Annotated in this window: 22 protein-coding genes; 10 read left to right on the forward strand and 12 right to left on the reverse strand. The window is 71.5% G+C overall.

Features of this window, described 5'->3' with window-relative positions; translation table 11 throughout:
- Window positions 1-53: 53 nt before the first annotated feature.
- Window positions 54-443 (forward strand): pyridoxamine 5'-phosphate oxidase family protein, encoded by a 390-nt coding sequence (locus K4G22_RS15610; RefSeq protein WP_228080843.1) that lies wholly within the window; start codon window positions 54-56, stop codon window positions 441-443.
- Here the strand turns inward: K4G22_RS15610 and K4G22_RS15615 are convergent.
- Entirely contained in the window at window positions 440-1120 is a 681-nt protein-coding gene (locus tag K4G22_RS15615) for a response regulator transcription factor (protein ID WP_322785100.1), read from the reverse strand. The genes K4G22_RS15610 and K4G22_RS15615 overlap by 4 nt on opposite strands.
- Before the next feature lie 347 nt (window positions 1121-1467).
- Here K4G22_RS15615 and pdhA point away from each other — a divergent pair, with 347 nt between their 5' ends.
- From pdhA to K4G22_RS15630, 3 genes are read left to right on the forward strand one after another with little or no spacing between them, the layout of a single operon-like run.
- The gene (pdhA, locus tag K4G22_RS15620) at window positions 1468-2784 is read left to right on the forward strand and encodes a pyruvate dehydrogenase (acetyl-transferring) E1 component subunit alpha (RefSeq protein WP_228080844.1); all 1317 of its coding nucleotides are present in this window, start codon (window positions 1468-1470) and stop codon (window positions 2782-2784) included.
- A 1-nt stretch (window position 2785) separates the two neighbouring features.
- Window positions 2786-3766: an alpha-ketoacid dehydrogenase subunit beta gene (locus K4G22_RS15625; RefSeq protein WP_228080845.1), complete on the forward strand. Its 981-nt coding sequence runs from the start codon at window positions 2786-2788 to the stop codon at window positions 3764-3766.
- A gap of 27 nt (window positions 3767-3793) precedes the next feature.
- Window positions 3794-5221 (forward strand): dihydrolipoamide acetyltransferase family protein, encoded by a 1428-nt coding sequence (locus tag K4G22_RS15630; protein ID WP_228080846.1) that lies wholly within the window; start codon window positions 3794-3796, stop codon window positions 5219-5221.
- Between the two features lie 105 nt (window positions 5222-5326).
- On the opposite strand, the gene K4G22_RS15635 is transcribed toward K4G22_RS15630, so the two are convergent.
- From K4G22_RS15635 to K4G22_RS15680, 10 genes are all read right to left on the reverse strand, one after another.
- Complete coding sequence (locus tag K4G22_RS15635) at window positions 5327-5890, reverse strand: bacterial proteasome activator family protein (protein ID WP_322785101.1); 564 nt, start codon at window positions 5888-5890, stop codon at window positions 5327-5329.
- 21 nt (window positions 5891-5911) lie between these two features.
- On the reverse strand, window positions 5912-8761 hold the full coding sequence (locus K4G22_RS15640) for an ABC transporter permease (RefSeq protein ID WP_228080847.1): 2850 nt from the start codon (window positions 8759-8761) through the stop codon (window positions 5912-5914).
- A complete protein-coding gene (locus tag K4G22_RS15645; RefSeq protein ID WP_228080848.1) occupies window positions 8758-9564 on the reverse strand; it encodes an ABC transporter ATP-binding protein in 807 nt (268 codons plus the stop codon). The genes K4G22_RS15640 and K4G22_RS15645 overlap by 4 nt, the downstream gene beginning before the upstream one ends.
- The gene (locus K4G22_RS15650; RefSeq protein ID WP_228080849.1) at window positions 9561-10208 is read right to left on the reverse strand and encodes a PadR family transcriptional regulator; all 648 of its coding nucleotides are present in this window, start codon (window positions 10206-10208) and stop codon (window positions 9561-9563) included. Before K4G22_RS15650 ends, K4G22_RS15645 begins: the two co-directional genes overlap by 4 nt.
- Window positions 10209-10380: 172 nt before the next feature.
- The gene (locus K4G22_RS15655) at window positions 10381-10734 is read right to left on the reverse strand and encodes a hypothetical protein (protein ID WP_228080850.1); all 354 of its coding nucleotides are present in this window, start codon (window positions 10732-10734) and stop codon (window positions 10381-10383) included.
- 155 nt (window positions 10735-10889) lie between these two features.
- Window positions 10890-11870, reverse strand: coding sequence for an NAD(P)H-quinone oxidoreductase (locus K4G22_RS15660; protein WP_228080851.1), 981 nt, complete (start codon window positions 11868-11870; stop codon window positions 10890-10892).
- A 444-nt stretch (window positions 11871-12314) separates the two neighbouring features.
- On the reverse strand, window positions 12315-12587 hold the full coding sequence (locus tag K4G22_RS15665) for a hypothetical protein (RefSeq protein WP_228080852.1): 273 nt from the start codon (window positions 12585-12587) through the stop codon (window positions 12315-12317).
- Window positions 12588-13013: 426 nt separating this feature from the next.
- Window positions 13014-13322: a TFIIB-type zinc ribbon-containing protein gene (locus K4G22_RS15670; protein WP_228080853.1), complete on the reverse strand. Its 309-nt coding sequence runs from the start codon at window positions 13320-13322 to the stop codon at window positions 13014-13016.
- A 35-nt stretch (window positions 13323-13357) separates the two neighbouring features.
- Window positions 13358-14254: an aminoglycoside phosphotransferase family protein gene (locus tag K4G22_RS15675; protein ID WP_228080854.1), complete on the reverse strand. Its 897-nt coding sequence runs from the start codon at window positions 14252-14254 to the stop codon at window positions 13358-13360.
- Between the two features lie 46 nt (window positions 14255-14300).
- Window positions 14301-15362 (reverse strand): LacI family DNA-binding transcriptional regulator, encoded by a 1062-nt coding sequence (locus K4G22_RS15680; RefSeq protein ID WP_228080855.1) that lies wholly within the window; start codon window positions 15360-15362, stop codon window positions 14301-14303.
- Window positions 15363-15513: 151 nt separating this feature from the next.
- Between K4G22_RS15680 and K4G22_RS15685 the strand changes: the two genes are divergently transcribed.
- The 6 genes from K4G22_RS15685 to K4G22_RS15710 all read left to right on the forward strand — a co-directional run bounded on the left by K4G22_RS15685 (window position 15514) and on the right by K4G22_RS15710 (window position 23905).
- A complete protein-coding gene (locus K4G22_RS15685; RefSeq protein ID WP_228080856.1) occupies window positions 15514-16734 on the forward strand; it encodes an amino acid ABC transporter substrate-binding protein in 1221 nt (406 codons plus the stop codon).
- A 7-nt stretch (window positions 16735-16741) separates the two neighbouring features.
- The gene (locus K4G22_RS15690; protein ID WP_228080857.1) at window positions 16742-17626 is read left to right on the forward strand and encodes a branched-chain amino acid ABC transporter permease; all 885 of its coding nucleotides are present in this window, start codon (window positions 16742-16744) and stop codon (window positions 17624-17626) included.
- Entirely contained in the window at window positions 17610-18770 is a 1161-nt protein-coding gene (locus tag K4G22_RS15695) for a branched-chain amino acid ABC transporter permease (protein WP_228080858.1), read from the forward strand. Before K4G22_RS15690 ends, K4G22_RS15695 begins: the two co-directional genes overlap by 17 nt.
- Complete coding sequence (locus K4G22_RS15700) at window positions 18767-19549, forward strand: ABC transporter ATP-binding protein (RefSeq protein WP_228080859.1); 783 nt, start codon at window positions 18767-18769, stop codon at window positions 19547-19549. The genes K4G22_RS15695 and K4G22_RS15700 overlap by 4 nt, the downstream gene beginning before the upstream one ends.
- A complete protein-coding gene (locus tag K4G22_RS15705) occupies window positions 19539-20327 on the forward strand; it encodes an ABC transporter ATP-binding protein (RefSeq protein ID WP_228080860.1) in 789 nt (262 codons plus the stop codon). Before K4G22_RS15700 ends, K4G22_RS15705 begins: the two co-directional genes overlap by 11 nt.
- A 155-nt stretch (window positions 20328-20482) precedes the next feature.
- A complete protein-coding gene (locus K4G22_RS15710) occupies window positions 20483-23905 on the forward strand; it encodes a PQQ-dependent sugar dehydrogenase (RefSeq protein WP_228080861.1) in 3423 nt (1140 codons plus the stop codon).
- 134 nt (window positions 23906-24039) lie between these two features.
- Here K4G22_RS15710 and K4G22_RS15715 read toward each other — a convergent pair whose 3' ends face one another.
- Window positions 24040-24849, reverse strand: a complete 810-nt coding sequence (locus tag K4G22_RS15715; RefSeq protein WP_228080862.1) for an AfsR/SARP family transcriptional regulator — start codon at window positions 24847-24849, stop codon at window positions 24040-24042.
- Window positions 24850-25194 lie beyond the last annotated feature (345 nt).

Here is a 25194-nt window from a genome sequence, read left to right on the forward strand (position 1 = left end):
AGGGGACCTTCTGCCCGGTGTGGCGGGCGGCGGGGCGCGGCAGGCTGGAAGGTATGTCCGTCGAGCTGACCCATGCCCTCAGGCTGCTGCCCCGGGTGCCGCACGGGCGCGCCGCCGCGACCGTGCGGGCGCTGCCGTGGGTGCTGCCCGCCAGCCATCTGGTGACCGGGGACCAGCTGCTGCTCCGGGTGCCGACGGCGCGCGGCGCCGCGCTGCCGCTGGACGGCACCGTGGTGGCGTACGAGGCCCATGACGAGGGGGACGCCGCCGGCTCCACGGCCTGGCAGGCGCAGCTGGTCGGCATCGTCTCGGTCACCGATCCCGAGCGGGGCGCGCGCTCCGCGTTCCCGCCCGCCCCGCGCTACGCGCGCCACCCGGAGGCCACCTACCTCCGCCTCGCGCCCCGATACGCCGCCGTCCACCGGCCGGGCGGGGCCGCCTAGCGTCGCCTCTGCTCCTGGAGCCGCGCGACATAGGCGGCGGCCTGGGAGCGGCGTTCCATGCCCAGCTTGGAGAGCAGGCTGGAGACGTAGTTCTTGATGGTCTTCTCCGCGAGATGCAGCTCCTGGCCGATGGCCCGGTTGGTGAGGCCGTCGCCGATCAGCGTCAGGATGCGGCGCTCCTGGTCGGTCAGCCGATCCAGCTGCTCCTGCCCCTCGTCCCGTTCGCCGGACTCACCGCCGCGCAGCTTCTCCAGCACCCGCTGGGTGGCGTCCGGGTCGAGCAGGGACTTTCCGGCTGCCACGTCCCGCACGGCGGAGAGCAGTTCCGTCCCCCGAATGGCCTTGAGGACATAGCCCGAGGCGCCGGCCATGATGGCGTCGAAGAGCGCCTCGTCATCCGCGTAGGAGGTGAGCATCAGGCATCTCACCCGGTCGTCGAGGGAGCGGATCTCCCGGCAGACCTCGACCCCGCTGCCGTCCGGCAGCCGCACGTCCAACACGGCGACCTGGGGGTGCGCGGCCGGAATGCGGGCCAACGCCTCGGCCGCGGTGCCGGCTTCGCCGACCACCTCGATATCCGGCTCCATCGCCAACAGCTCGTGCACACCGCGCCGGACGACCTCGTGGTCGTCCAGGAGAAACACGGTGATCACACCGTCTTCTACGTTTTCGGGCACCTTGTCAGTTTTCCACAGGAGCGCCGCCCACGCCTTCCCGTGAACCCGTCGAGCGGGTTAACGTGCGAGGGACTCGACGCCCTGTGAGGCTTGGACCCGCACATATTCCACGACTGTCGACCTTTACTTGGATTTCCAGGTATATGTGCAGGTCAGGGCCGCTTTCACAGCTTGTGGACCGACTCGGTACCGTGCTCTCATAGGCGGACGAGCGGGACAGGGAACGGGAAAGGAAACCGCTCGGTTCCCGTCCGCCGCACCCAACCCCGTGCGCCGTACGGACCGGGCGAGCCGCACTGGTCGCCCGGCAGACCCCGGGGGCCGGACGGACCGACGGAGGAACACGAGTGACCGTGGCCAGTACCTCGCGCGACGCGTCGCGCAGCACCACCACGCAGCAGTCCACCGCGCGCGAGCCGGACGCCGCGCCCGGCACGTCCCCACCGGCCCCGGCGAAACGAGCCCCGGCGAAACGGGCGCAGGCGAAGCAGACCCCGGCGAGGAAAGCCCAGGCGAAGAAGGCCCCGGCGAAGAAGGCACCCGCCGGGAAGAGCGCCGCCGGGAAGCGCTCCGCGAAGACGAAGCCGGCGGACGGCCCCGGGATGGTGCAGCTCCTCACCCCGGACGGCGAGCGCCTGGAGCACCCGGACTACCCGCTGACCATCAGCCATGACGAACTCCGCGCGCTCTACCGCGACATGGTGCTCAGCCGACGCTTCGACGCGGAGGCGACCGCGCTCCAGCGCCAGGGCGAACTCGGCCTCTGGCCCTCGATGTTGGGGCAGGAGGCGGCGCAGATCGGCTCCGGGCGCGCGCTGCGCGAGACGGACTACGTCTTCCCCACCTACCGCGAGCACGGCGTCGCCTGGTGTCGGGGCGTGGACCCCACCCAGCTGCTCGGCATGTTCCGGGGCGTCAACCACGGTGGCTGGGACCCCAACAGCAACAACTTCCACCTCTACACGATCGTCATCGGCTCCCAGACGCTGCACGCCGCCGGCTACGCCATGGGCGTGGCCAAGGACGGCGCGGACGCGGCGGTGGTCGCCTACTTCGGCGACGGGGCGTCCAGCCAGGGCGACGTCGCCGAGGCGTTCACCTTCGCCGCGGTCTACAACGCGCCGGTGGTCTTCTTCTGCCAGAACAACCAGTGGGCCATCTCGGAACCCACCGAACGTCAGACCAGGGTGCCGCTCTACCAGCGCGCCCTGGGCTACGGCTTCCCCGGGCTGCGGGTCGACGGCAACGACGTGCTGGCCGTGCTCGCGGCCACCAGGGTCGCGGCCGAGCAGGCGCGCAGCGGCCAGGGCCCGGTGCTGATCGAGGCGTACACCTACCGCATGGGCGCGCACACCACCTCGGACGACCCGACGCGCTACCGCCGCCAGGAGGAGCTGGAGTCCTGGGAGGCGAAGGACCCGATCCTGCGGCTGCGCCGCCATCTGGACCGCGAGGGCGCGGCCGACGAGACGTTCCACGCCGAGTTGGAGGCGGAGAGCGACGCGCTCGCCAAGCGGGTCAGGGAGTCCATCAGGACGATGCCCGACCCCGAGGCCATGGCGATGTTCGAGCATGTCTACGCCGACGGGCACACCCTGGTGGACGAGGAGCGGGCCGCCTACGCCGACTACCTCGCCTCCTTCGCCGATCAGGAGGGGAACTGACATGACGGTGGAGAAGATGGCGCTCTCCAAGGCGCTCAACGCCGCGTTGCGCGCCTCGTTGGAGTCCGATCCCAAGACGCTGGTGATGGGCGAGGACGTCGGCAAGCTCGGCGGGGTCTTCCGGATCACCGACGGGTTGCAGAAGGACTTCGGCGAGGAGCGGGTGGTGGACACCCCGCTGGCCGAGTCCGGCATCGTCGGCACGGCCATCGGCCTGGCCCTGCGCGGCTACCGTCCGGTGGTCGAGATCCAGTTCGACGGCTTCGTGTTCCCCGCCTACGACCAGATCGTCACCCAGCTGGCGAAGATGCACGCCAGGGCGCTGGGCACGATCAAGCTGCCGGTGGTGATCCGCATCCCGTTCGGCGGCGGCATCGGCGCGGTCGAGCACCACAGCGAGTCGCCCGAGGCGCTCTTCACCCATGTCGCCGGGCTCAAGTGTGTGACGCCGGCGAACCCTTCGGACGCCTACTGGATGCTGCGGCAGGCCATCGAGTGCGACGACCCGGTGATCTTCTTCGAGCCCAAGGCCCGCTACTGGGACAAGGGCGAGGTCGACAGGGAGGGCATCCCCGACGGCCTGCACAGCGCCAAGGTGGTGCGGCAGGGCAGCGATCTGACGTTGCTCGCCTACGGCCCGACGGTGCGCACCGCGCTGCTGGCCGCCACGGCGGCGGAGGAGGAGGGGAGGTCGGTCGAGGTGGTGGATCTCAGGTCGCTCTCCCCGATCGACTTCGACACCGTTCAGCGGTCGGTCGAGAAGACCAGGCGGCTGGTCGTCGTGCACGAGGCGCCGGTCTTCCAGGGCGTGGGCGCCGAGGTGGCGGCCCGCATCACCGAGCGCTGCTTCTACCATCTGGAGGCCCCCGTGCTGAGGGTTGGTGGGTTCCACACGCCGTATCCGGCGGCCCGTCTGGAGGACGAGTACCTTCCGGGGCTCGACCGGGTGCTTGACGGTGTCGATCGTGCCTTGGCGTACTGAGGGAGAGGCTGAGGAGAAGTCGTGACGATGGCTGCGGCAACACAGCGCTACCGCGAGTTCAGAATGCCCGACGTGGGCGAGGGGCTCACCGAGGCCGAGATCCTGAAATGGCTCGTCCAGCCGGGGGACACGGTGACGGACGGACAGGTCGTGGTGGAGGTGGAGACCGCCAAGGCGGCGGTGGAGCTACCCATTCCCTATGACGGGACGGTGCGCGAGATCCTCTTCCCCGAGGGCAGCACGGTCGATGTCGGCACGCCGATCATCACCGTGGACACCGGCGGGCCCGACGAGCCGGACGGCGCGGCGGCGAAGGCCCCCGCCGACGACGCCTCGGACGAGGCCGGAGGCGCCGCCGCCGCGCGCGAGCCGGTGCTGGTCGGCTACGGCGTCTCGACGCCGAGCGGCCGTCGCCGGCCGCGCCGCGCCGCCGTGCCGGCGCCCGGCGCCTCGGCCGCGAACGGCACGGCGCGGGCGGCCGAACCGGCGCCCGAGCCCGAGCCGGCGGCCGTCGGCGGCGGACAGGGCGCCGCCGGCCGCGCGTTGGCCAAGCCGCCGGTGCGGAAGCTGGCCAAGGACCTGGGCGTCGATCTGGCGGCCGTGGTGCCCACCGGGCCCGGCGGAGTGATCACCAGGGACGACGTACACGCCGCCGCCCCGGCGGCGGCCACGCCGCCCCGCGCGGCCGAGCCGGAGCCGGCGGCCGAGCGGGCCGAGCCCACCCCGGCCGTCGAGCCCCAGTCGCTGGCGTCGATCCGGGAGCGCCGGGTGCCCATCAGGGGCGTCCGGAAGGCCACCGCGCAGGCCATGGTGGAGAGCGCCTTCACGGCCCCGCATGTGACGGAGTTCGTCACGGTCGACGTCACCAGGACGGTGCGTCTTGTGGAGCGGCTCAAGGCGGACCAGGAGATGGCCGGGCTGCGCGTCAACCCGCTGCTGCTGGTCGCCAAGGCCCTGCTGGTGGCGCTGCGGCGCAACCCGGAGGCCAACGCCGCCTGGGACGAGCAGCGGCAGGAGATCGTCTACAAGGAGTATGTGAACCTCGGCATCGCCGCGGCCACGCCCCGGGGCCTGCTGGTGCCCAACATCAAGGACGCCGGCTCCAAGACGCTGCCGGAACTCTCCCGCGCCCTGGGCGAGTTGATCTCCACCGCGCGGGAGGGCAGGACCAGCCCGGCCGATATGCGCGGCGGCACGGTGACCATCACCAACATCGGGGTCTTCGGCATCGACACCGGCACGCCGATCCTCAACCCGGGGGAATCGGCGATCCTGGCGTTCGGCGCGATCAGGGACCAGCCCTGGGTCCACAAGGGGAAGGTCAAGCCCCGCAAGGTCACCACCCTGGCGCTCTCCTTCGACCACCGGCTGATCGACGGCGAGTTGGGCTCCCGGCTGCTCGCCGATGTGGCGGCGGTCCTTGAGCACCCGAAGAAGCTGATCACCTGGAGCTGACCGGCCCTGGGAACGAGTCGGCCCCCGGGCCCGTGCGACATCGCGTCGCCGGGCCCGGGGGCCGCTCGCCGTTCTCGGGCGGAATCCGAAGGGATTCCAGGGCGCCTACAGGTAGGGACCGGAGCGGGCGCCGCCCTGCTGCTCGTCCAGACCCAGATCCTCCGGGCCCAGCGCGCCGGGCGGCAGCGCCCGCCGCATCTGCTCCAACTGGGCCCTGGCCGCCATCTGCTGGGCGAAGAGCGCGGTCTGGATGCCATGGAAGAGCCCCTCCAGCCAGCCGACCAGCTGAGCCTGCGCGATGCGCAGCTCGGCCTCCGTCGGCACCCCCTCGTCGGTGAAGGGCAGCGACAGCCGCTCCAGCTCGGCCACCAGCTCGGGGGCGAGACCCTCCTCCAACTCCTTGACCGAGCTGGCGTGGATCTCCTTCAACCTGACCCGGCTGGCCTCGTCCAGCGGAGCCGCCTTGACCTCCTCCAGAAGCTGCTTGATCATGCTGCCGATGCGCATGACCTTCGCCGGCTGCTCCACCATCTCCGTGAGCGGTGTCTCGGAGGGCCCCTCCTCGCCCTCGCCGCGGTTCCCGGCGGGGCCGCTGAGGGCCATTCCGTCCGGGCCGACAACCAGGACCTGGGCGTTCTCCTGCGGTGGTTCATTCCTCGGCTGAGTCATACCTCCATCATGCAACGAGCGTCACCCCGTGCGCCGCGCCAGGGGCACCCGCGACCGGGTCAGCAGCGCCGCCAGCAGCCACGCGAGGAGCGGGACCACCACCAGCAGCTGGAGGAACGTCATCCAGGGCAGCTCTATCAGCAGCTCGGGACGCGCCCCCACCAGCTCGCCCATGTCCCACAGGCGCTGCCAGGAGTCCACGTCGTTGCGGTGCTCGGTGAGGCGGATACCGATGGCCGGGATCAGCCCGGAGAGCGTGCCGAGGAGCACCCCCATGGCGGCGATGAGACCGCACTGGAGTCCGGAGAGGGTCCGGCGCATCCTGGGCGTGGCGCCGACGGCGGAGAGGGTGGCCAGATCCGGCTCCGCGTCGGCCTGCGCGAGACCGGTGGCGATGCCGGCGGCGCCGAGGGTGATCACCATCGCGACCAGCGCCAGGATCAGCAGGGCCAGCGAGTTGTCCTCGTCGTAGCCCTTCTCCAGATGGAACCCGAGGAAGCTCCCCAGCCGCTCGAACTCGGCGTCGAACGCCTGCTGTTCGGCGCTGGTCGGGGTGCGGCTGAGCTGGTAGAAGGTGCCGAGGTCGAACTCGGTGAGCCCCAGCGAGGCCGCCGTCTGAGGCGTCATCAGCACGGTCGGCGCCGAGACGTCGCCCGCGAGCGAGTGGCCGGGCAGCGTGACCGTCTCCACCGGCGGGTCGGTGCGTTGGCCCGACTCGTTCCACTCGACCTCCGGGCCGACCGGCGTCTCGTAGAGGCCGAGCGTCACCTGCCCGTCGTCGTCCAGATAGTCGGGGTGGACCACGACGGCCTCGCCCGACTCCAGGGCACGGGTCGCCGCGTCGTCGTCGATGTCCAGCTCGGCCAGGGTCTGGGCCGGGCCGATCACCACGATGGTCTGGACGTCCAGCCACCAGGTGGCCCCGCAGACCGGGCGTGAGTTCAGATCGCGGCGCTCGGCGATAGTCAACTCGGCCTGCTCCGGGGTGTACAGCGGGCAGTCCCGCTCGCCGGGCAGCAGCGGGATCACCTCGCCGCAGTACACCTCCTCGCCGCCGTACTCGGAGTCCTCGCCGGTCGGCAGGCACTCGCCCGGCGCGGGCAGCGCCCGCGCCAGGTCGATCTCGCTCTCGACGGGCAGCTCCTTCGTCACGGCGGCGCGGGCGCCGCCCAGGTCACGGCCGGCGTCCGGCATCAGCGCGAGGACGGCGGCCGTGTCCATCGGCAGCGTCTCCTCGTACAGGGCGCGCTCCTGCGCGTCGTTGCTGACCACCACGGTGGCGACCGCGACCGTGCCGGCGACGGCGGCCAGCACGGCCGCCACCGCCGGCGCGGTGCGGCCCCGGTTCCTGGCGGCGTCGCGCAGCGCCAGCCGCCCCGCCAGCGGCAGGAAGCGGGCCAGCCGGCCGAAGCCGCCGACCAGCATCGGAGTGAGCGCCACCAGGCCCAGCTCGGCGATCACCGCGCCGGCCGCCACCGCGACCGTCTCCCCCCAGAGCCCGCCGAGCACCGCGAGCGCCGCGCCGAGCACCAGCGCCGACCCGCCGACCAGCGGCAGCAGCCGGCCGCCGCCGCGCACTCCGCGCCGGCCGGTCAACGAGGAGAGCACGCTGCTCCGCGCCGCGTTGTAGGCCGGGATGACGGCGGCCAGCAGGCCGATCAGCACCGCGAAGACCGCGATCCCGCCCAGCTCCAGCGGGCGGAAGTCCCAGGAGCCGAACCTGCTGCCCAGCTGTCCCTCGATCGTCGGCCTCATCAAGAGCGTCAGCAGCACGCCGCCGATCAGCCCGATGACGGCGGCCCCCGCGCCCAGCACCACGCCGCTCGCGAGCATCACCGCCCGCAGCTGCGGCCGATGCCCGCCGTTCGCCCCGATCAGGCCCAGCATCCTGCGGGACCTGCGGGCGCTCACCGCGAACGCCGGGCCAGCCAGCAGGCAGATCTCCAGGATCACCAGGGAGACGGCCACCACGGCCACCGCGACGGCGTTCCCGTCGACGCCTGGCTGCTCACGCATCGCCGCGATCTCGGGCGCCAACTCCCCGGCGGGCGGCGGGTTCAGCACCACCTCGCGCGAGTTGACGACAAAGCCGAGCTCGTTGGCGGCCAGCACCGTCGACCAGTCGACGCCGCCCTCGCCCGGCACGCTGACCAGCAGCCCCGGGCGGTCCCAGGGGTCCTGCGGGAGCACGCTGCCCGGCAGGGCGGTCAGATGGCCCCGGTTGATGTTGCCGGGCAGCTCATAGCTGCCGGTGATGGTGAACTCGGTGCCGTCCTCAAGGCGGCTGCCCCAGGGGCCGAGGGACACCGTGTCCCCGACCGCGAGCCCGCCGTCCTTGAGGAACGCCTCGCTGGCCGCGATCTCGTCGGGCGACTCGGCGAACCGGCCCTCCTTCAGATCGTGGATCCCGGCCACCGCCGGGTCCGCCGCGTCGATCTCCTGGACCTGGCCCTCGGCCACCCCGTGCTCGGTGCCGGCGCGCATCCAGTTGCTGTTCTCGTAGACCATCGTGGCGCCGTCGGGGAGCAGCGGCTCAAGGAGGGACCGCAGCTCCTCCTCGGAGCGCCAGGTGGGCTCCTCCCACTCCCCGTCGTCCGGCAGTTCGGTGGCGGTCCACTCGAAGTGGTCGGCGCCCTGCACGACGGGGCCGCCGTCGTTGGACCAGACGAAGTGCGCGTCGGCGGCGCCGATCTCGCGGTCCAGCTGCTCCTCGGCGGAGAGCTGACCGCTGCGGAACGCGAGATCGGCGGCCGTCGCGCCCAGGATGGGCAGCGCGATCATGGCCACCACCAGGGCGCTGCGGCCCTTGGCGCGCAGCGCGTCACGGCGGGCGATACGCAGCGCCAGCCGCCAGTTGTGCCGTCCGCTCACCGCGCGCCACCGCCGGCCAGCAGCGATTCGGCGGAGCTGGACGACGACTCGTCCACCACGGTGCCGTCGCGCAGGAAGACCACCCGGTCGGCCCAGGCCGCGAAGCGGGTCTCATGGGTCACCAGCACCACGGCCGCGCCCTGGTCGCCTCGGTGGCGCAGCAGCGCGAGGACCGCGTCGCTGGTCTCGGTGTCCAACGCGCCGGTCGGCTCGTCGGCGAGCAGCAGCCTGCGGTCGCCGACCAGCGCGCGGGCGATGGCCACCCGCTGCTGCTGGCCGCCGGACATCTCGTCGGGGAACCGGTCGGCGACCTCGGTCAGGCCCATCTCCTCCAGCGCCGCCAGCGCCTCCCTGCGCGCCGCGCGGTGCGAGACGCCGTCGAGCTCGCGGGGGAGCGCGATGTTCTCGGCCGCGGTGAGCGCGGGTATCAGGTTGTAGTCCTGGAAGACGTAGCCGACCGAGGTGCGCCGGATCTTCGCCAGTCGCGCCCGGCTGAGCCGGCCCAGATCCTGGCCCTCGACGAGCACCTGTCCGCCGGACGCGGTGTCAAGGCCGCCGGCCAGCGTCAGCAGCGTCGACTTCCCGGACCCCGAAGGGCCCATCACGGCCACGAACTCCCCGGCGCGCACGGTCAGATCGATGCCGCGCAGCGCGTGCACGGCCGCCTCCCCGCTGCCGTGGACGCGGGTCAGCTCGCGCAGCTCCAGCACCACGGTGGCGTCCCGCTCTGTCTCTTGCTCGGCGCGCCGCCCGGCGTGCCGGTCGGTGTCCGTTGTGGATTTGAAGCTGTTCTCGTCACTCATGACGAGGCCCCCCGTCGGTTGGTGGAACGGTGCGCGGCCACGGGCGCCGTTGGCGGCGCCGGCGGTGGTGGCGGCAGCGGTTGCCGGCCTCCCCTGGCGGCGGCCAGCCGCACCAGGCGTGACTCGCAGTGGTCGAGCCAGCGGATCTCGGCCTCGGCGTAGAAGATCAGCTGCTCCAGCACCAGCAGCCAGGCGATGTCGTCGGCCGAAGCGGGTTGGGCCGAGGTGGACTCGGCGCGCAGCGCGTCGGCCTTGAGCCGGGTGTAGTCCCGCATGGCGCCCAGCGTGTGGCGGCGCTGCGTCTGGATGACGGCCGGCAGATCGACGCCCGGCGTGCCCACGGCCATCGCCAGCTTGATCGCCAGCTCGTCCCTGGACGGCTGCGTCCGGTCGACCGGCTCGGTGAACCAGCTGTCGAGCGCGCCCCGCCCCTCGTCGGTGATCGCGTACAGCTGCTGCTTGGCGTCGCCGCCGCCCTCGGGCCTGATCAGCCCGTCGCGCTCCAGCCGGCCGAGCGTCGTATAGACCTGGCCGATGTTCAACGGCCAGGTGGTGCCGGTGCGGGACTCGAACTCCGCACGCAGTTGGGAGCCATAGCGGGGCCCCTGGTCCAACAGGGCCAACAGCCCGAAACGGATCGACATACCGAGTATGTATACCCGGTATGTTCGCGGTCCGGCAAGTCCCGTCCGGTGGGTCCTGGACAGGGGGCGTCAGCTGCCCCGCGGCCGTTCCATACTCGGTATGTTCGCCGGTTTCGCCGATGCGCCGGTTCGCTCGTTGCTCGCGGCGCCCTGCTCGGCCGCCCGGTGGGCGTCAGGTCTGCCGCAGGCGCAGTCCGAGCAGGCCGAGGCCGGCTCCCAGGCAGGTGAGTCCGGCGCCCAGGGGCAGCACGGGCGCCGCCTGGCCGCCGTCGGCCGTGCGGCCGGTGGCCAGCCGCTCCCCGGCCGTGCCGTCGTCCAGGCCCCGGCCCTGCCAGCGGGTCACCGGCTGATCGACGATCCGCCAGTCGGCCACCCGCTCGTCGACGCGCTCGGCGTCCCCGGGGCCGCGGCGCCCGCCGGGTTCGTCGGCCGGGTCCCGTTCGCTCGCCGCCGCCATCGCGGAGAACGGAGCTGCGACGACGAACAGCAGTGTTCCGGCCAGCACGATTCCCACCCACAGCCTCACGAGTCCCGACCCTTCGCGGTGGTTCCGGGTTGCCCGAATGGTCCCGGTATGCCTTGGGGATGCCCCTCGGTCTGCCATCAGCTTGGCATATCAGAACTATTCGGGCATCTCGGGCGAGGGTGGGGTGGGCGCCGCCGAACTGCCGGGCGTGGCGGTCAGGTTCTGGTGAGGACGACCTTCCCCACGTGCTCGCTCGACTCCAGGACGCGATGGGCCGCCGCCGCGTCCGAGAGCGGCAGCAGCCGGTCGACGACCGGGCGGACGCGGCCCTCGGCGATCAGCGGCCAGACGCGTTCCCTGACCGACGCCACGATCGCCGCCTTCTCCGCCGCCGGCCGGGCCCGCAGCGAGGTCGCGTGGATCGAGCCACGCTTGGCCAGCAGCTTCCGCAGGTCCAACTCGGCCTTGGCGCCGCCCTGGAGGCCGATGACCGCCAGCCGTCCGCCGGTGGCCAACGCCGCGATGTTGGAGGCCAGATAGCGGCCCCCCACGATGTCCAGGATCACATCGGCGCCGGCCCCCTCCGTCGCCGTCGCCAGCTCGTCGACGAAGTCGCTCTCCCGGTAGTTGATCAGGATCTCGGCGCCCAGCGCGCGGCAGCGCGCCAGCTTCTCCGCGCTGCCAGCCGTCACCGCGACCCGGGCGCCCACCGCCCTGGCGAGCTGGATCGCCAGCGTGCCGATGCCGCTGGACCCGCCGTGCACCAGCAGTGTCTCCCCGGCGCGCAGCCCGGCCAGCTCGAAGACGTTGGACCACACCGTGCAGGCCACCTCGGGCAGCCCGCCGGCCGCCACCACCCCCACGTCCCTGGGCACCGGCAGCAGTTGGCCGGCCGGGACACTGACCAACTCGGCGTAGCCGCCGCCGGCCAGCAGCGCGCACACCTCGTCGCCGACCCGCCAGCCGCTCACCCCGGACCCGACCGCGGCCACCCGCCCGGCACACTCCAGACCCGGATAGGGGGAGGCGCCCGGCGGCGGATCGTAGAACCCCTGACGTTGCAGCAGGTCCGCCCGGTTGACGCCGCTGGACGCGACATCGATCAACACCTCACCGGGACCCACGGCTGGATCCGGCACCTCGGTCCACACCAGCCGCTCGGGACCACCCGGCGCTGGAATCGTGATCGCACGCATGCCGCCGACGCTACCGCCCGCCGCCCGCCGGCGGCGGCTCCGTCGCTGGCATGCGCACGACCAACTGGCGGCCGGGAGCCGCGGGGAGTTGTCCTCCCCGGTCTTCCGGCCAACGCGGCGAGCGCGCGCGCCGGGGCGGCGAGCGTGCACGCCAACGCGGCGAGCGTGCACGCCGGGGCGGCGAGCGTGCACGCCAACGCGGCGAGCGGGGCAGACCGTGGCCGGCGCACCTAGGGTGCGTCGTTGGGATCTCCGTGGATGGCGAGCGGCTCCCCCAGCCTGGCGGCTGGGAGGAATTGCTCTCCAGGCCCTTGGGGCCTGGAGGAGCCGGATCGCAGCTCGTACTCCGCCGAACCTCGTCCGGGAGGTGCCCCCATCCGCTGGGGGCACCTCCCGGACGGAGTCTGGGGGAGTACGAGCCCGCGAAGATCCAAACGACGTGGCCTAGTCCAGCGGGTGGGCGGGGATGTCCACTCGGTGTTGCTCCTCGTAGACCATGTGCACCAGCTCGGCGATGCACTGGCCACAGGCGTAGAGGTCGCCGTCCGCGCGTGGGGCGCGGATGGGGCCGATCCACAGCACGCTGATGTTCTCCCGGCGGCAGTAGAGCCAACACCGCCCGGTGACCCACTCGTTGCCGCCCGTTCCCCGATGTGGGACGGGCCAGCCGCTGACGCCCGAGAAGCTGATGCCGCCGAGCGAGACCCGCGCCCTCACGCCGAACCCACCGGCCCTCGACGAGGGCCGCGCGACACCACGCCCCGACCGCTCCCTGCCATCCTCACTCCAACTCGACGCGATTCTTACCTTCCGTGCTCACACCATCACCCACCGGAAGCCTCGCTTGGGCGGAGTCGGGAATTTTCACTGGTTCGGAGCCCATCCCTCCGCACAATCGTGCGGCGAACCGGCCGGCGCCGGTGGGACAACGGGGCGCCGGGTGCTCTCCGCTGTACCACCGGCGCACGGAGCCGGCCTCGACGCGCGCCCCGGCACAGCGCCGAGCGCCCGAACCCAGGGGAGGGCTCGGGCGCTCGGCGTCAGAGGAGACTCAGGGGAACCTCGGCTGAACCCAGCGGGGTTCAGGGGGTTCAGGAAAGAGTCCAGGAAGACTCGGGAAGACCCAGGAAGACCCGGGAAGGCTCAGGAGGAGAAGAACAGGCCGGAGAAGCCGTTCTTGCGGCGCTTGCCGTGGTAGCCGCCGTGGTGGCCGCCGTGCTGCGGCGCGCCCCAGCTCGGTCCCGGCGGCTGCTGGTAGTGCGCCTGCTGCGGCGGGGGCGGCGCGGCGCCGGGCGGGGGGCCCTGCGGCTCCCACTGCGACTCCAGCTGCGTGATGTGCTCAAGCTCGCCGTAGTCGAGGAAGATCCCCCGGCAGCCACTGCACTGCTCGATCTGGATCCCGCTTCGGCTGAACGTGTGCATCGGCGCACGGCACTTGGGACACTGCATCATCGGCTCCAGGGCGTCGATCCGCTGTCGCTCTCAGCCTACGGCAGGCCGGCGATTCGGCCACAGGAGTCGACCAACGCCACGCCGTCGTAGTCGAGTTGGGTGTCCGTCAGCTGTGCGCGGAGGAGCGCCTGGGCCGCGCTCTGCACGGTCAGGGCGCGGGTCGCCGCCTCCAGCCAGGGCCAGGGGTCGCCGGTCGTGCCGTAGCCGGCCAGCAGCTGCTGCCAGTCGTTCGGGTCCAGCAGCCCGGCCGCGTACCAGGCGGCCGGTCTGGCCAGGTCCCAGGCGGGGTCGCCGACGCCCAGATCGTCGATGTCGATCAGGCGCCAGCCGTCCGCCCACACCAGTTGGCCGAGGTGGAAGTCGCCGTGGCAGAGCGTGGGTCGGACGGTCGGCCGGGTGGGTGAAGGGTGGTCGGCGGCGCGGAGCACCAGCGTTCGCGCGCTCGCGAAGCGGCTGCCGGTCACCCTGCCGCGGAGTCGTTCCACCGCGCGGGCCGCGCGGGCGGGGCCGGCCGCCGCCGGCAGGGGGAGGGGCAGGGTGGCCGGCCGCACCGCGTGCAGGCGGGCCAGCAGCGCGCCGGCCTCGGCCCAGGGGAAACGCTCGGGGGCGGCCTGGTCCACGGGCTGGCCATAGGGCCAGCGGGTGACCAGCCGACCGCGCCGCACCGTCGCCTCGCCCAGCGGGGTCAGCAACACGCCGTGCAGAGCGGCATGTTGAGCGACCCTCAGGCGGGCGCGCAGCGCGGCCTGGTCGCTCGCCGGGGAGTGCGCCTTCACCACCACGGGCCCGAGGCGGATCACCGTGCCGTCGGCCTCGTCCGCCAACACGGCGACCGGCTCCGCCGGTTGGACCATCGGCTCCGGCTCCGCCGCCGGCGGCAGCTCGGCGGACACGCCGTCCGGGCCCACGTCCGGGCCCACGTCCGTCGTCATGGGCCGATGGTAGGGCCGCGCCGCGTCGGTGACACCTGACGAAGCGTCAACTGACCGGCGCCGCAGTGGAGTCGCGGACCCGCAGGGCGTGGCCCGTGGTCTTGCGGCGGGGCCGCGCCGAGCGGGGGCGCAGCGCCATCTCCAGGGCCCAGGCCCCCATGTCGGGCATCGGCAGGGCGACCGTGGTCAGCGCGGGGGCGAGGTCCTGGGCGACCTGGATGTCGTCGAAGCCGACCACCGAGACCCGCTCGGGGACCGGCACGCCGCGCTCCCGCAGCACGGAGAGGACGCCGGTCGCCATCGCGTCGTTGAGGGCCACGATCGCGGTGGTCTCGGGCCACTCGCGCAGGATGCGCTCCGTGCAGTCCCGGCCGCCCTCGCGGGTGAAGTCCCCCGAGACCGTGGGGACCGCGCCGGGTTCAAGACCGTGGGTGGTGAACGCCTGGTGGATGCCGCCGAGTCGGTCGGCGATGGTGGTGAGGTTGGCCGGGCCGCTGGCGATGGCGACCCTGCGGTGGCCGAGGCCGAGGAGATGGCCGGCGATGGTCTCGCCCGAGCCCCGGTTGTCGGGCAACACCGCGTCGCTGCGCAGATGGTGACGGCCTATCACGGCGACCCGGCCGCCGGCCTCCTGGTAGTCGAGCAGCTCGCGGTTGGCGCCTTCCTCGTCCGCCCGGTCGACATAGCCGGAGCCGGCCATCACGATGGCGCCGACGCGGTGCGCGCGCAGCAGTCTGATCTGCGCGAGTTCGGCCTGGGGCGCGCGGGCGGTGTGGCTGATCTGCACCGTCCAGCCGTTCTCGGACGCGACCCGGACGGCGCCGCTGGCGATCTCGGAGAAGTACGGGTCGCCGATCTCGTAGACGATGAGCCCGGCCACCCGGGGCACCCCGCCGGCCAGGGTGCTGGCGTGGACATTGGGGACATACCCCATCTCGGCGGCGATGGCGCGGACATGGTGGGCGACCTCGTCCGAGACGCCGTCCCGGCCCCTGAGCGAGCGGGAGGCCGTGGCGATCGAGACGCCGGCCCGTTCCGCGACATCCACCAGGCGCGGAGTCCTGGCGCCCTTCTCGGCTGGTCCGTCCCCGTGTGCATGTCGGACCATTCCGGCACCACCGTCTCTCGTCACGCCTATTGCCAGGCTGCTGGACCGCAAGTACGGTACCGCAAACGCTTACGAAAGCGCTTACTCAACGGTTGCACCCCACGGGCTGCCAATGAGGTCCCGATGCAATGAAGCAGGGAGAAGTCACCTCATGTTCAAGTTGAGCCGACGCGGTCTTGGACTCGCGGCCACGCTCTCGGCATCCGCGCTCGTCCTGACCGCCTGCTCGGGCGACTCGGGCGGCGGGGGTTCCGACGACAAGATCGTCATAGGCATCTCGCTCCCGTTGACCGGCGACTTCTCCGAGCCGGGCAAGGGTGTCCAGCGTGGGTACGAGGTCTGGGCCGAGATGATCAACGACGACGGTGGACTGCTCGGCCGCGAGGTCGAGCTGAAGATCCTCGACGACCAGTCCAACGCCGACCGGGTGGTCCAGGACTACGAGGCGCTGATCGCGCAGGAGCAGGTCGACCTCGTCTTCGGCCCGTTCTCCACCCGCCTCGTGGTGCCGAGCGCCCGGGTGGCCTCGGAGTACGGGATGCTCTTCGTCGAGCCGGCCGGCGCCGCGACCGAGGTGTTCGAGCAAGGCTTTGAAAACCTTTTCTACGCCGCCCCCGCCATCGCCGACGACCACTACAACCACCTGGCCGAGCACATCCTGGCGCTGCCCGAGGGCGAGCGCCCGCAGACGGTGGCGGTCGCGGCCATGGACGACCCGTTCGCCCAGGGCACCGCCTACGGCCTGCGCGACCAGCTCGCCGAGGCGGGCCTCGACATCGTCGTCGACGAGGTCTACCCGCCGAACACCACCGACTTCTCCAGCATCGCCGCCAAGATCAACGACTCGGACGCCGACGTGGTGATCGGCGGCACCCAGTACCAGGACGCCGTCAACCTGATCGTCGCCCTGCAACAGCTCGACTACCACCCGCAGTTGGCGGCGTTCTCCACCGCGCCGACCAACCCCGAGTTCCCGCAGGCCATCGGCTCGCAGACCGAGGGCATCCTGTCGCCCACCGGCTACACCCCCGATGCCAGCTACCCGTCCAACGTGGCGTTCGTCGAGACCTACACCGAGATCCACGGCAACCCGCCGTCCGAGGACGAGGCCAACGCCTTCACCACCGGGCAGGTCGTGGCGGCGGCGGTCGAGGCCGTGGGCTGCGCCGAACAGGGCGACTGCCAGCAGCAGCTGATCGACTGGCTCCGGGAGAACGAGGTCGAGACCGTCGTCGGCCCGCTGTCCTGGGACGCCGAGGGCCGCCCGCAGAGCGCGCACCTGATCCAGCAGTATGTGGACGGCGAGATCAAGATCGTGCTGCCGGCCGACGCCGCCGAGGCCGAGTTCGTCTTCCCGAAGCCGGCTTGGTGAGTGGCCCGTGTCGGGATCCCTTCTCTTCCAGAGCCTGGTGCTCGGCGTGCTGCTGGGAGGGCTCAACGCCCTCCTGGCGGCGGGCCTGACCCTCTACTTCGGGGTCATGCGGGTGGTGATGATCGCCCACTCGGCGTTCCTGATCCTCGCCGCCTATCTGGCCTGGTACTTCAACCAGCAGACCGGCCTCGACCCGCTGCTCTCGCTGTTCGTCACGGTGCCGCTGTTCTTCGTCGTCGGCATCGGGATGCAGCGCCTGCTGATCACCCGGCTGCGCCCGGCGACGCTGACCATGATGTCGGTGCTGCTGACCTTCGCCATCGCCCTGTTCATCGAGGGCATGATCGGCTTCGTCTGGAGCGGCACCCAGCGCCGCATCCAACTCCCCTACTCCGGCTCCAACATCGAGTTCTTCGGCGCCCGGATCGCGGTCGTCAAGCTGATCGCGTTCGGCCTTGCCGCCGTCTCCCTCGCCCTGCTCTACGTGATCCTCAAGAAGAGCCGGTTCGGGCAGGCGCTGCGGGCCACCATCCAGCATCCTGAGGCCGCCAAGCTGGTCGGCGTCAAGACGGACCGGATCGCCGGTCTCGGCTTCGGCCTCGGCCTGGCCACCGCCGCCGTCGGCGGCACGGCGCTCTCGTTGGACGCCACCATCTACCCGTCGCTGCACTGGCACTGGATCGGCCCGCTGATGGCGATCATCGTCGTCGGCGGACTCGGCTCCATCCCGGGCACGGCCATCGCCGCCATGGTCCTGGGCATCGGGCAGAGCCTCCTCCAGGTCGAGATCGGCACCACCTGGGCGCAGACCCTCTTCTATGTGGCGCTCTTCGGGACGTTGATGCTCCGCCCGCAGGGATTCTTCGGAGGTCGTCTTGCGCAACGCTTCTGACACCGAGACGGTCCAGCGGGGCCCGAAAGACCCCAAAGCCCCGAAGGCCGGGGCCGAAGGGCCCGCCGCGCCGCGCGGCGGCTGGTTGACGCTGGGCCGGGGGATCAGGCTGGTCGCCTTCGTGGCCTGTGCCGCGTTGATCCTCTCCTTCCCCGAGATGGCCCCCAACCCCTATGTGCTCTCCGCCGGCGTGGTGGTCGCCTCCTATGCCTGCACCGCCACGGCGTGGAACTTCATGGGCGGCTTCACCGGCTACATCTCGCTGGGGCACGCCGCGTTCTTCGGCCTCGGCGCCTATGGCACCGGGCTGCTGATCAGGGATCTGTCCATGCCGTCGTTCCTGGCGTGGCTGGTCGCCGGCGCCATCGTGGTGCTGATCGCCATCCCCGTCGGCATCGCGGCCCTGCGGGTGCGCGGCGCCTCCTTCGTCATCGTCTCCATCTCGTTCGTGCTGATCCTGCTGCTGGTCTCGCAGGCGTGGAAGGGCTTCACCGGCGGCTCCAACGGTCTTGTGGTGCCGCGTCCGTTCCCCGACATGCTGCGGCCCGAGCACCACCGGGTGTTCTTCTACCTGTTCGTGGCCCTGCTCGCGGCGATGCTGCTGGTCTGGTGGCTGATCGACCGCTCGCGGTTCGGCACCGGGCTCAAGGCGGTGCGGGAGGACGAGGACAAGGCGCAGGCCCTTGGCGTGCCGACCCGCAACTACAAGCTGGTCGCCTATCTGATCTCGGCGTTCTTCACCGGCCTGGCCGGCGGGATGTACGCGCTCTGGTTCGGCGACCTGGACCCGATCTTCCAGTTCTCCATCCTGCTGGGCTCCTACATGGTGCTGATGGCGCTGCTCGGCGGGGTGCGGCATCTCTACGGCCCGCTGCTGGGCGCGGTCATCGTGGGCAGCGCGCTTGAGTACTTCAAGTTGGAGTTCGGCGACACCCAGCTCCATCTGGTCGCCACCGCCGTGCTGCTGGGCATCGTGGTGCTGTTCACGCCCGACGGGCTGATCCCGGCCGCCCGTGACCTGGTGCGGCGGTTCGGCCCGCAGGACTCGTCGATCCGCGAGATCACGGCGGCCGAGCTGCTGGAGCGCAACAGGGAAGCCGCGGGGGACACCCCCGAAGGGGACCCGAAGGAGGAGGAACGATGAGCCCCAGCGCACCGGCCGCACCACCCGTGCCGGCCACCGAGGCCACGCCGCGCAATCTGGAGACGGTCGGCCTGACCAAGTCGTTCGGCGGCGTCCACGCCGTCGACGAGGCGACGGTCACCTTCCGGCACGGCAAGATCAACGCCCTGATCGGGCCCAACGGTTCGGGGAAGACGACCTTCTTCAACTGCGTCACCGGGATGATCAAGCCCGACGCGGGGACGGTCACCTACCGGGGACGGGAGATCACCGGCAAGCCGTCGCACCGGATCGCCCGCAGCGGCATCGGCCGCAGCTTCCAGCTCTGCCGGATCTTCCCCCGGATGACCGTGCTGGAGAACATGCTGGTCGCGGTGCGCTCCACCCGGCTGCGCCAGCTGATCGGCGGGGCCCGCAACGCCCAGGAGATCGACAAGGCCAGGGGGCTGCTGACCCGGGTGGGCATCGACCATCTGGAGAACGTGGAGGCGGGCAACCTCTCCTACGGGCAGCAGAAGCTGCTCGAACTCGCCGGCGTCCTGATGGGCGATCCGGAGACCATCATGCTCGACGAGCCGGCCGGCGGGGTCAACCCGGCGCTGATCGGCCGCATCGGGAAGCTGGTCACCGAACTCAACGCCGAGGGCAAGACGTTCCTGGTCGTCGAGCACAACATGGACATGGTGATGAGCCTGTCCCACCATGTCATCGTCTTCGACCGCGGCCGGCCCATCGCCGAGGGCACCCCCTCGGACGTGCAGGCGGACCCCAGAGTGCTGGAGGCCTACCTTGGCATCTGAGCCGACACCCCAGAACCCGCCCGAGGAGCGGGAGCCGCTGCTGGTCCTCGACGACATCCAGGCCGGCTACGGCCGGGCCGCGATGGTGCTGCGCGGGCTGACGATCGAGGTGCCGCCCGGCACCGTGGTCTGCCTGGTCGGCCCCAACGGGGCCGGCAAGTCCACGGTGTTGAAGGTGGCCAGCGGGCTGCTCAAGCCGCGCACGGGCCGGGTGCGGGTCGCCGGGCGCGACGTCACCGGGCAGGGCCCGCAGCAGATGTTGACCTCGGGGCTCGCCCATGTGCTCCAGGGGCACAGCGTCTTCCGCGAGATGACCGTCGCCGAGAACGTGCTGCTGGGCGCCTACACCCTGCGGGACAAGGCGCGGATCGACGAACGGGTCGCCTTCGTCCAGGAGTTGTTCCCCATCGTCGGGGAGCGCTGGAAGCAGCTCGCCGGGCTGCTCTCCGGCGGGCAGCAGAAGCAGGTGGAGTTCGCCCGCTCGCTGATGGTGGACCCCAAGGTGGTGCTGTTGGACGAGCCGTCGATGGGGTTGGACCCCAAGGCGACGGCGACGGTCTTCGAGCAGGTGACCCGGATGCGGGACGCCGGCACCGCCGTGCTGCTGGTCGAGCAGAACGCGCGCCGGGCCCTGGAGACCGCCGACCTCGGCTGTGTGCTGGACCTCGGCCGGGTCCATATCAGCGGCCCCGCGTCGGAGCTCCTGGCCGATCCCCAGCTCTCCGAGCTGTATCTGGGCGGCCGTCCGGCGGCCCGTTCCCAGCCGGGAGGTGCCTGACCGGACACCTCCCAGGACCCCCGGGACCTCGGCACCCGGACCGCGCGGCTCTCCCCTCGACTGCGTGACCCATCCCCGACTGAACAGCGCGACACGGCATACGCACCACCGACAACGAACAGTCGAGAGGAATGCCCATGCTCAGCGGGAGAGGCATGAGAGGAACGAGAGGAACGAGGAGGAGGGGAGTCATCGGCGCGGCCATGGCCGGCGCGCTGGTGACGCCCCTGTTGGCGGGCGGGCAGGCCGCGGCCGACCCGCCCGCCGCCACGGCCGAGGGGTTCGCGCCGTTGGCCGTGTTCGACGACTACGCCAACGGCAGCCTGCGCAGCCAGGGGCCCTGGTTCGTCAACACGCCGGGGGCGCCCGACGGGGCCGTGGTCTCGGACGAGGTCCCGGGGTCGCTCTCCGGGAAGGCCCTGACCATCTTCCTGTCGGAGCGCGACGTCCCGGTCCAGTACCGGGGCAACGCCTACGCGGAGCTCGGGGAGTTGGCGGTGCCGGCCGAGGCCGCCGGCACCGTCTTCCTTGAGCTGGTCACCGAGGACCTGGCCGCCACCGCGCTCAACATCGGGCTGAGCGCCGACGAGTCGCCTGGCCTGGGCGCCGACACCACCGGCGATCCGCTGGACCTCGACGACTTCGGCCCGCAGGTCCTCCTCGACGAACGCGGGCTGCTGGCCCGCGACGGCGCGGAGGAACGCCTGCTGGACGTGGACATCGAGGACGGCGCGCGCTACGGGCTGTGGCTGACCGTCGACAACGCGGCCGACACCTTCCAGGTGCGTGTCGCCGAAGGCGACGGCGCCGCCCGCCCCGCCCAGGGCCCCGACGGGCAGACCGAGTTCGCGTTCCGCAGCGGATCGAACGCGCCGCTTGAGACGTTTCTGCTGCTCAACGACCCGGACGAACCACCGTCGGGGGACACCCATCTGGACAGCGTCCATCTCGCCCCGACGACGGTCAGCACCGAGAACCCCGCGCCCGCCTACGCCGAGGTCGTCACCTTCGACGACTACCAGCCGGCCGCCCTCGACGGGCAGGACGGCTGGCGCGCCGACCCGGGAGTCCGGGTGCTCGCCGATCCCACCGGACCGGCCGGCCAGGGCCAGGTGGTGGAGCTGACCGGCAACGATCTGGCGGCCGACCGCGCCGTCCCGCCGATCGCCGAGGGCGAGACGGGCACCGTCTTCTTCCGGTTCCAGCGCGCGGGCGGCCTCGACGCCTCCCTCGGCCTGACCGACGTCGCCGCGCCGACGGCCTTCGCCGACTTCCGGGTGCAGGCCAACAACCAGAACTCGTCCGACCTCGGCGTCCGCGACGGCGGCGCGTTCACCACGGTCGGCAGCTGGCCGGCCGACGCCTGGCAGTGTGTGTGGCTGGTCGCCGACAACGCGACCGACCGGGTCACCGTCCACAGCAGGGGCGGCCCCTACCGCACCACGACGCGGCTGCCCGTCGACGAGCGACTCGACTTCGCCTTCCGGGAGTCGACCGGTGACGCGCTGGACCGCTTCCTCGCGATCACCGGCGCCAACAGCGCCAGCCGGCTGCTGGTCGACGACCTCGCCGTGGACCAGCACAGCGCCAACCTGCGGGTGCCGAGCGGGGACGCCGCCGACTGCCAGACCGTGGACAACGGCGAGCTGCCGATCGAGACGCCGATCCCCGAGACCCCGCAGCCCTCCGATGTGACGCTCCAGCTCGCCGAGGTCGCCGACCTGCCGAGCACGGGGGCCGGCGGCACCGCCAGGATCAACTTCGTCTCCGAACTCCCCGACGACAGCGGCCGGCTCGCCGTCCCCGACCTCAACGGGCCGCTCTATCTGGTGGACGAGGCCGGCGGCGACCACCGGGTCTATCTGGACGCGGCGGCCGAGTTCCCCGACTTCGTGATCCAGCCCAGCCTGGGCACCGGGCTCGGCTTTGTCGCCTTCCACCCCGAGTTCGCCGACAACGGCACCTTCTACACCGTGCACACCGAGGCCGGCGCCGCGCTCGACAACGCGACGCCGACGCACACCCCGCCGTCCGACACCCGGGTGCACGGGGTGGTCACCGAGTGGATCGCCGACGATCCGTCCGCCGACACCTTCGCCGGCGACCGGCGGGAACTGCTGCGCGTCGGCTACAGCCGCTTCCTGCACGGCCTCCAGGAGATCGGCTTCAACCCGCTCGCCGCACCGGGCGACGCCGACCACGGGCTGCTCTACATCGCCTCGGGCGACGGCGACGAGGTGCCCAACTTCAGCACCAGGCCCGGCGATCGGGGCGAGCCGCAGGGCAAGATCCTGCGTATCGACCCGGCCGGCGACAACGGGCCAGGCGGCGCCTACGGCATCCCGGCGGACAACCCGTTCGTCGGCGACCCCGAGGCCATCGGCGAGGTCTACGCCCTGGGGCTGCGCAACCCGCACCGCTTCAGCTGGGACCCGGCCGACGGCCGGATGTTCGTCGGCATGATCGGCGAGCAGACCATCGACTCCGTCTACGAGGTGGAGCCGGGCGACGACTTCGGCTGGAACGAGCGCGAGGGCGGCTTCCTCTTCAGGAAGTCCGACCCGTCCAACGTCTATCCGCTGCCCGAAGACGACGAGCGGTACGGCTACACCTATCCCGTGCTCTCCCTCGGCCGTAACTCCGGGGTCTCCCTCGTCGGTGGCTTCGTGCCGCGCGGCGCCACCTACCCGGCGCTGGACGGGCGTTACCTCTTCGGGGACATCGTCAGCGGCGAGATCCGCTTCGCGCACGCCGACGAGATGCGGCGCGGCGGCGAACGCGCGCCGTTCTACCGGGTCGGCCTCGTCGACGAGGCGGGCCAGGCGACGACGATGCGGGAGCTCGCCGGGAACAACCGCGTCGACCTGCGCTTCGGGCAGGACGCCGAGGGCCGGCTGTATCTGCTCTCCAAGGCCAACGGCAAGATCTGGCGCGTCACCGACGCCACCGGCTCGCCCGCCACCCCCGGCTGCGCGATCGGGGACACCGTCACGGGCGGTGTCACCGACGCCGAGCACTGGGCACCGCTGACGCCCGAGCGCTGGGCCTTCGAGAACGGCGAGATCATCCAGACCGAGCGCGGCGAGGAACCGGCAGGACCGCGCCGCCCGTTCGAGTACGCCGTGCTGACCGAGGGCCCGGAGTACGCGTCGTTCAGCTATGCGGCCACCGTCCGCATCGACGAGCCGGTGAGCAGGAACGACCGCGACGTGGTGCTGATCTACAACTACCACTCGCCGACGCGGTTCTCCTATGTCCACCTCTCCCAGGACAACACCATCTACCCGCACAACGGGATCTTCGTCGTCGACGACGCCGACCGGCTCCGCCTCGACGACCAGTGGAACGGCGTGGACGAGGGCGCGCCCCCGGCGATCGACGACGACGCATGGCATGACATCCGGGTGGACTTCTGCGCGGATACCGGGCGAACGGCGGTCTATGTGGACAACGCCGAGGAGCCGCTGATGACGGCGACCGACACCACGTTCACCTCGGGCCGCCTGGGCTTCGGCTCGTTCGACAACCACGGCCGCGCCAGGGACATCACCGTCACCGGCACCCCGGCCACCGACTGAATTCACCCGCGAGAGACCCCGAAGAACCCGATCCACGCGAAAGAACCCGAGTAGAACCCAAAGGCCCGGGAAAAAGGGCACCCCCACCCGCCGGTGGGGGTGCCCCGTCTCTTCTCCGCTTTTCTGCCGGGTCGCTATCCGGCCCGGAGGACGAGATCGAGCGTCAGCGGATAGGCCGTGGCGACCGGGGGTTCGAGGGCCGGGTCGGAGGCGAGCACGGCGCGGTGGAAACGGTGCATGCGCGGCGTCGGCTCTATTCCCAGCTCGTTGGCGAGCACATGGCGCAGCCGGTGAAAGACCTCCAGTGCCTGGGCCGGCCGCCCCGACCGGTAGAGCGCCAACATCAGTTGGGCGTGCAGGCTCTCGTGGGTCGGGTGCTGGGCGGTCAGTTCGGTCAGTTCCCAGATGAGCTGGTGGTGGCGGCCGAGCCGCAGATCGGCCTCGATCCGCTGTTCCAGCAGGCTGAGCCGGTACTCGGCGAGGCTGGCCACATGCGCCTGGAGGATGGGACCCGTCTGCACCTCGGCGAGTACGGGCCCTCGCCAGGTGGCCAGCGCCTCCCCCAACACGGCGGCTCCGGTGGCGTCGTCACCCTTGTTCAGGGCCAACAGCGCCCGTTTGACCTGCCGTTCGAAGGCATGGAGGTCCAACTGGCCTGGCTGGACGATGAGTTGGTAGCCCAGATCGCGGGTCCTGAGGACCTCCTTGGCGTCGGCGGCCTCGCCGTCCGCCTCCCCCTCCCGGTGCGGCTGGACGACCGCGCGGCGCAGATGCCGGATATAGGTGTGGAGGGTGGCGCGCGCGGTGTTGGGCGGCCGGTCCTCCCACAGCTCCTCGACGCAGGATTCCACGGAGACCAGCTGGTTGGCGCTGACCAGAAGTAAAGAAAGGAGCTGTCGCTGCTTGGGCGCGCTGGGGGTGAAGGATTTACCCCCACTGGTCATAGACAGTGGGCCAAGAATCGAGAACTGCACAGCTCCTCCGTAAGGGGGCGAAATATTTGGATAGCCGATACGGCGGTGATTTCGCTTGCCATAGGGGAGGGGCGAGGTGCCGAATCTATGTGAAACATCCCCGTTTTCCGTTTTGTGCTGGTTCCTGAGGTCAGACGACGGTAAGGGTGGCTCGGTTTACTTCCAGCGTTGGATGGCGAAGATGGTACGGGCACGCTCTGAGGTACTCAAGTGACCTCGCGTCATTCACGAAAGGTGACATCCGGTGTTCGCGAAAACGGTGTCCGGCATTGCCCCCGGGCCCGGCGGCGAACACCGGCCGGGGCGCCGTGGGGG

The sequence above is a fragment of the Streptomyces profundus genome (assembly GCF_020740535.1).
Classification (GTDB): Bacteria; Actinomycetota; Actinomycetes; order Streptomycetales; family Streptomycetaceae; genus Streptomyces; species Streptomyces profundus.

Excerpts from the sequence above, each read along its gene's own strand:
- K4G22_RS15610 (WP_228080843.1), top strand. The coding sequence starts at position 54 with ATGTCCGTCGAGCTGACCCATGCCCTCAGGCTGCTGCCCCGGGTGCCG.
- K4G22_RS15625 (WP_228080845.1), top strand. The coding sequence starts at position 2,786 with ATGACGGTGGAGAAGATGGCGCTCTCCAAGGCGCTCAACGCCGCGTTG.
- K4G22_RS15630 (WP_228080846.1), top strand. The coding sequence starts at position 3,794 with ATGGCTGCGGCAACACAGCGCTACCGCGAGTTCAGAATGCCCGACGTG.
- K4G22_RS15635 (WP_322785101.1), bottom strand. The coding sequence starts at position 5,890 with ATGACTCAGCCGAGGAATGAACCACCGCAGGAGAACGCCCAGGTCCTG.
- K4G22_RS15645 (WP_228080848.1), bottom strand. The coding sequence starts at position 9,564 with ATGAGTGACGAGAACAGCTTCAAATCCACAACGGACACCGACCGGCAC.
- K4G22_RS15650 (WP_228080849.1), bottom strand. The coding sequence starts at position 10,208 with ATGTCGATCCGTTTCGGGCTGTTGGCCCTGTTGGACCAGGGGCCCCGC.
- K4G22_RS15660 (WP_228080851.1), bottom strand. The coding sequence starts at position 11,870 with ATGCGTGCGATCACGATTCCAGCGCCGGGTGGTCCCGAGCGGCTGGTG.
- K4G22_RS15670 (WP_228080853.1), bottom strand. The coding sequence starts at position 13,322 with ATGATGCAGTGTCCCAAGTGCCGTGCGCCGATGCACACGTTCAGCCGA.
- K4G22_RS15675 (WP_228080854.1), bottom strand. The coding sequence starts at position 14,254 with ATGACGACGGACGTGGGCCCGGACGTGGGCCCGGACGGCGTGTCCGCC.
- K4G22_RS15680 (WP_228080855.1), bottom strand. The coding sequence starts at position 15,362 with ATGGTCCGACATGCACACGGGGACGGACCAGCCGAGAAGGGCGCCAGG.
- K4G22_RS15685 (WP_228080856.1), top strand. The coding sequence starts at position 15,514 with ATGTTCAAGTTGAGCCGACGCGGTCTTGGACTCGCGGCCACGCTCTCG.
- K4G22_RS15700 (WP_228080859.1), top strand. The coding sequence starts at position 18,767 with ATGAGCCCCAGCGCACCGGCCGCACCACCCGTGCCGGCCACCGAGGCC.
- K4G22_RS15710 (WP_228080861.1), top strand. The coding sequence starts at position 20,483 with ATGAGAGGAACGAGAGGAACGAGGAGGAGGGGAGTCATCGGCGCGGCC.
- K4G22_RS15715 (WP_228080862.1), bottom strand. The coding sequence starts at position 24,849 with ATGACCAGTGGGGGTAAATCCTTCACCCCCAGCGCGCCCAAGCAGCGA.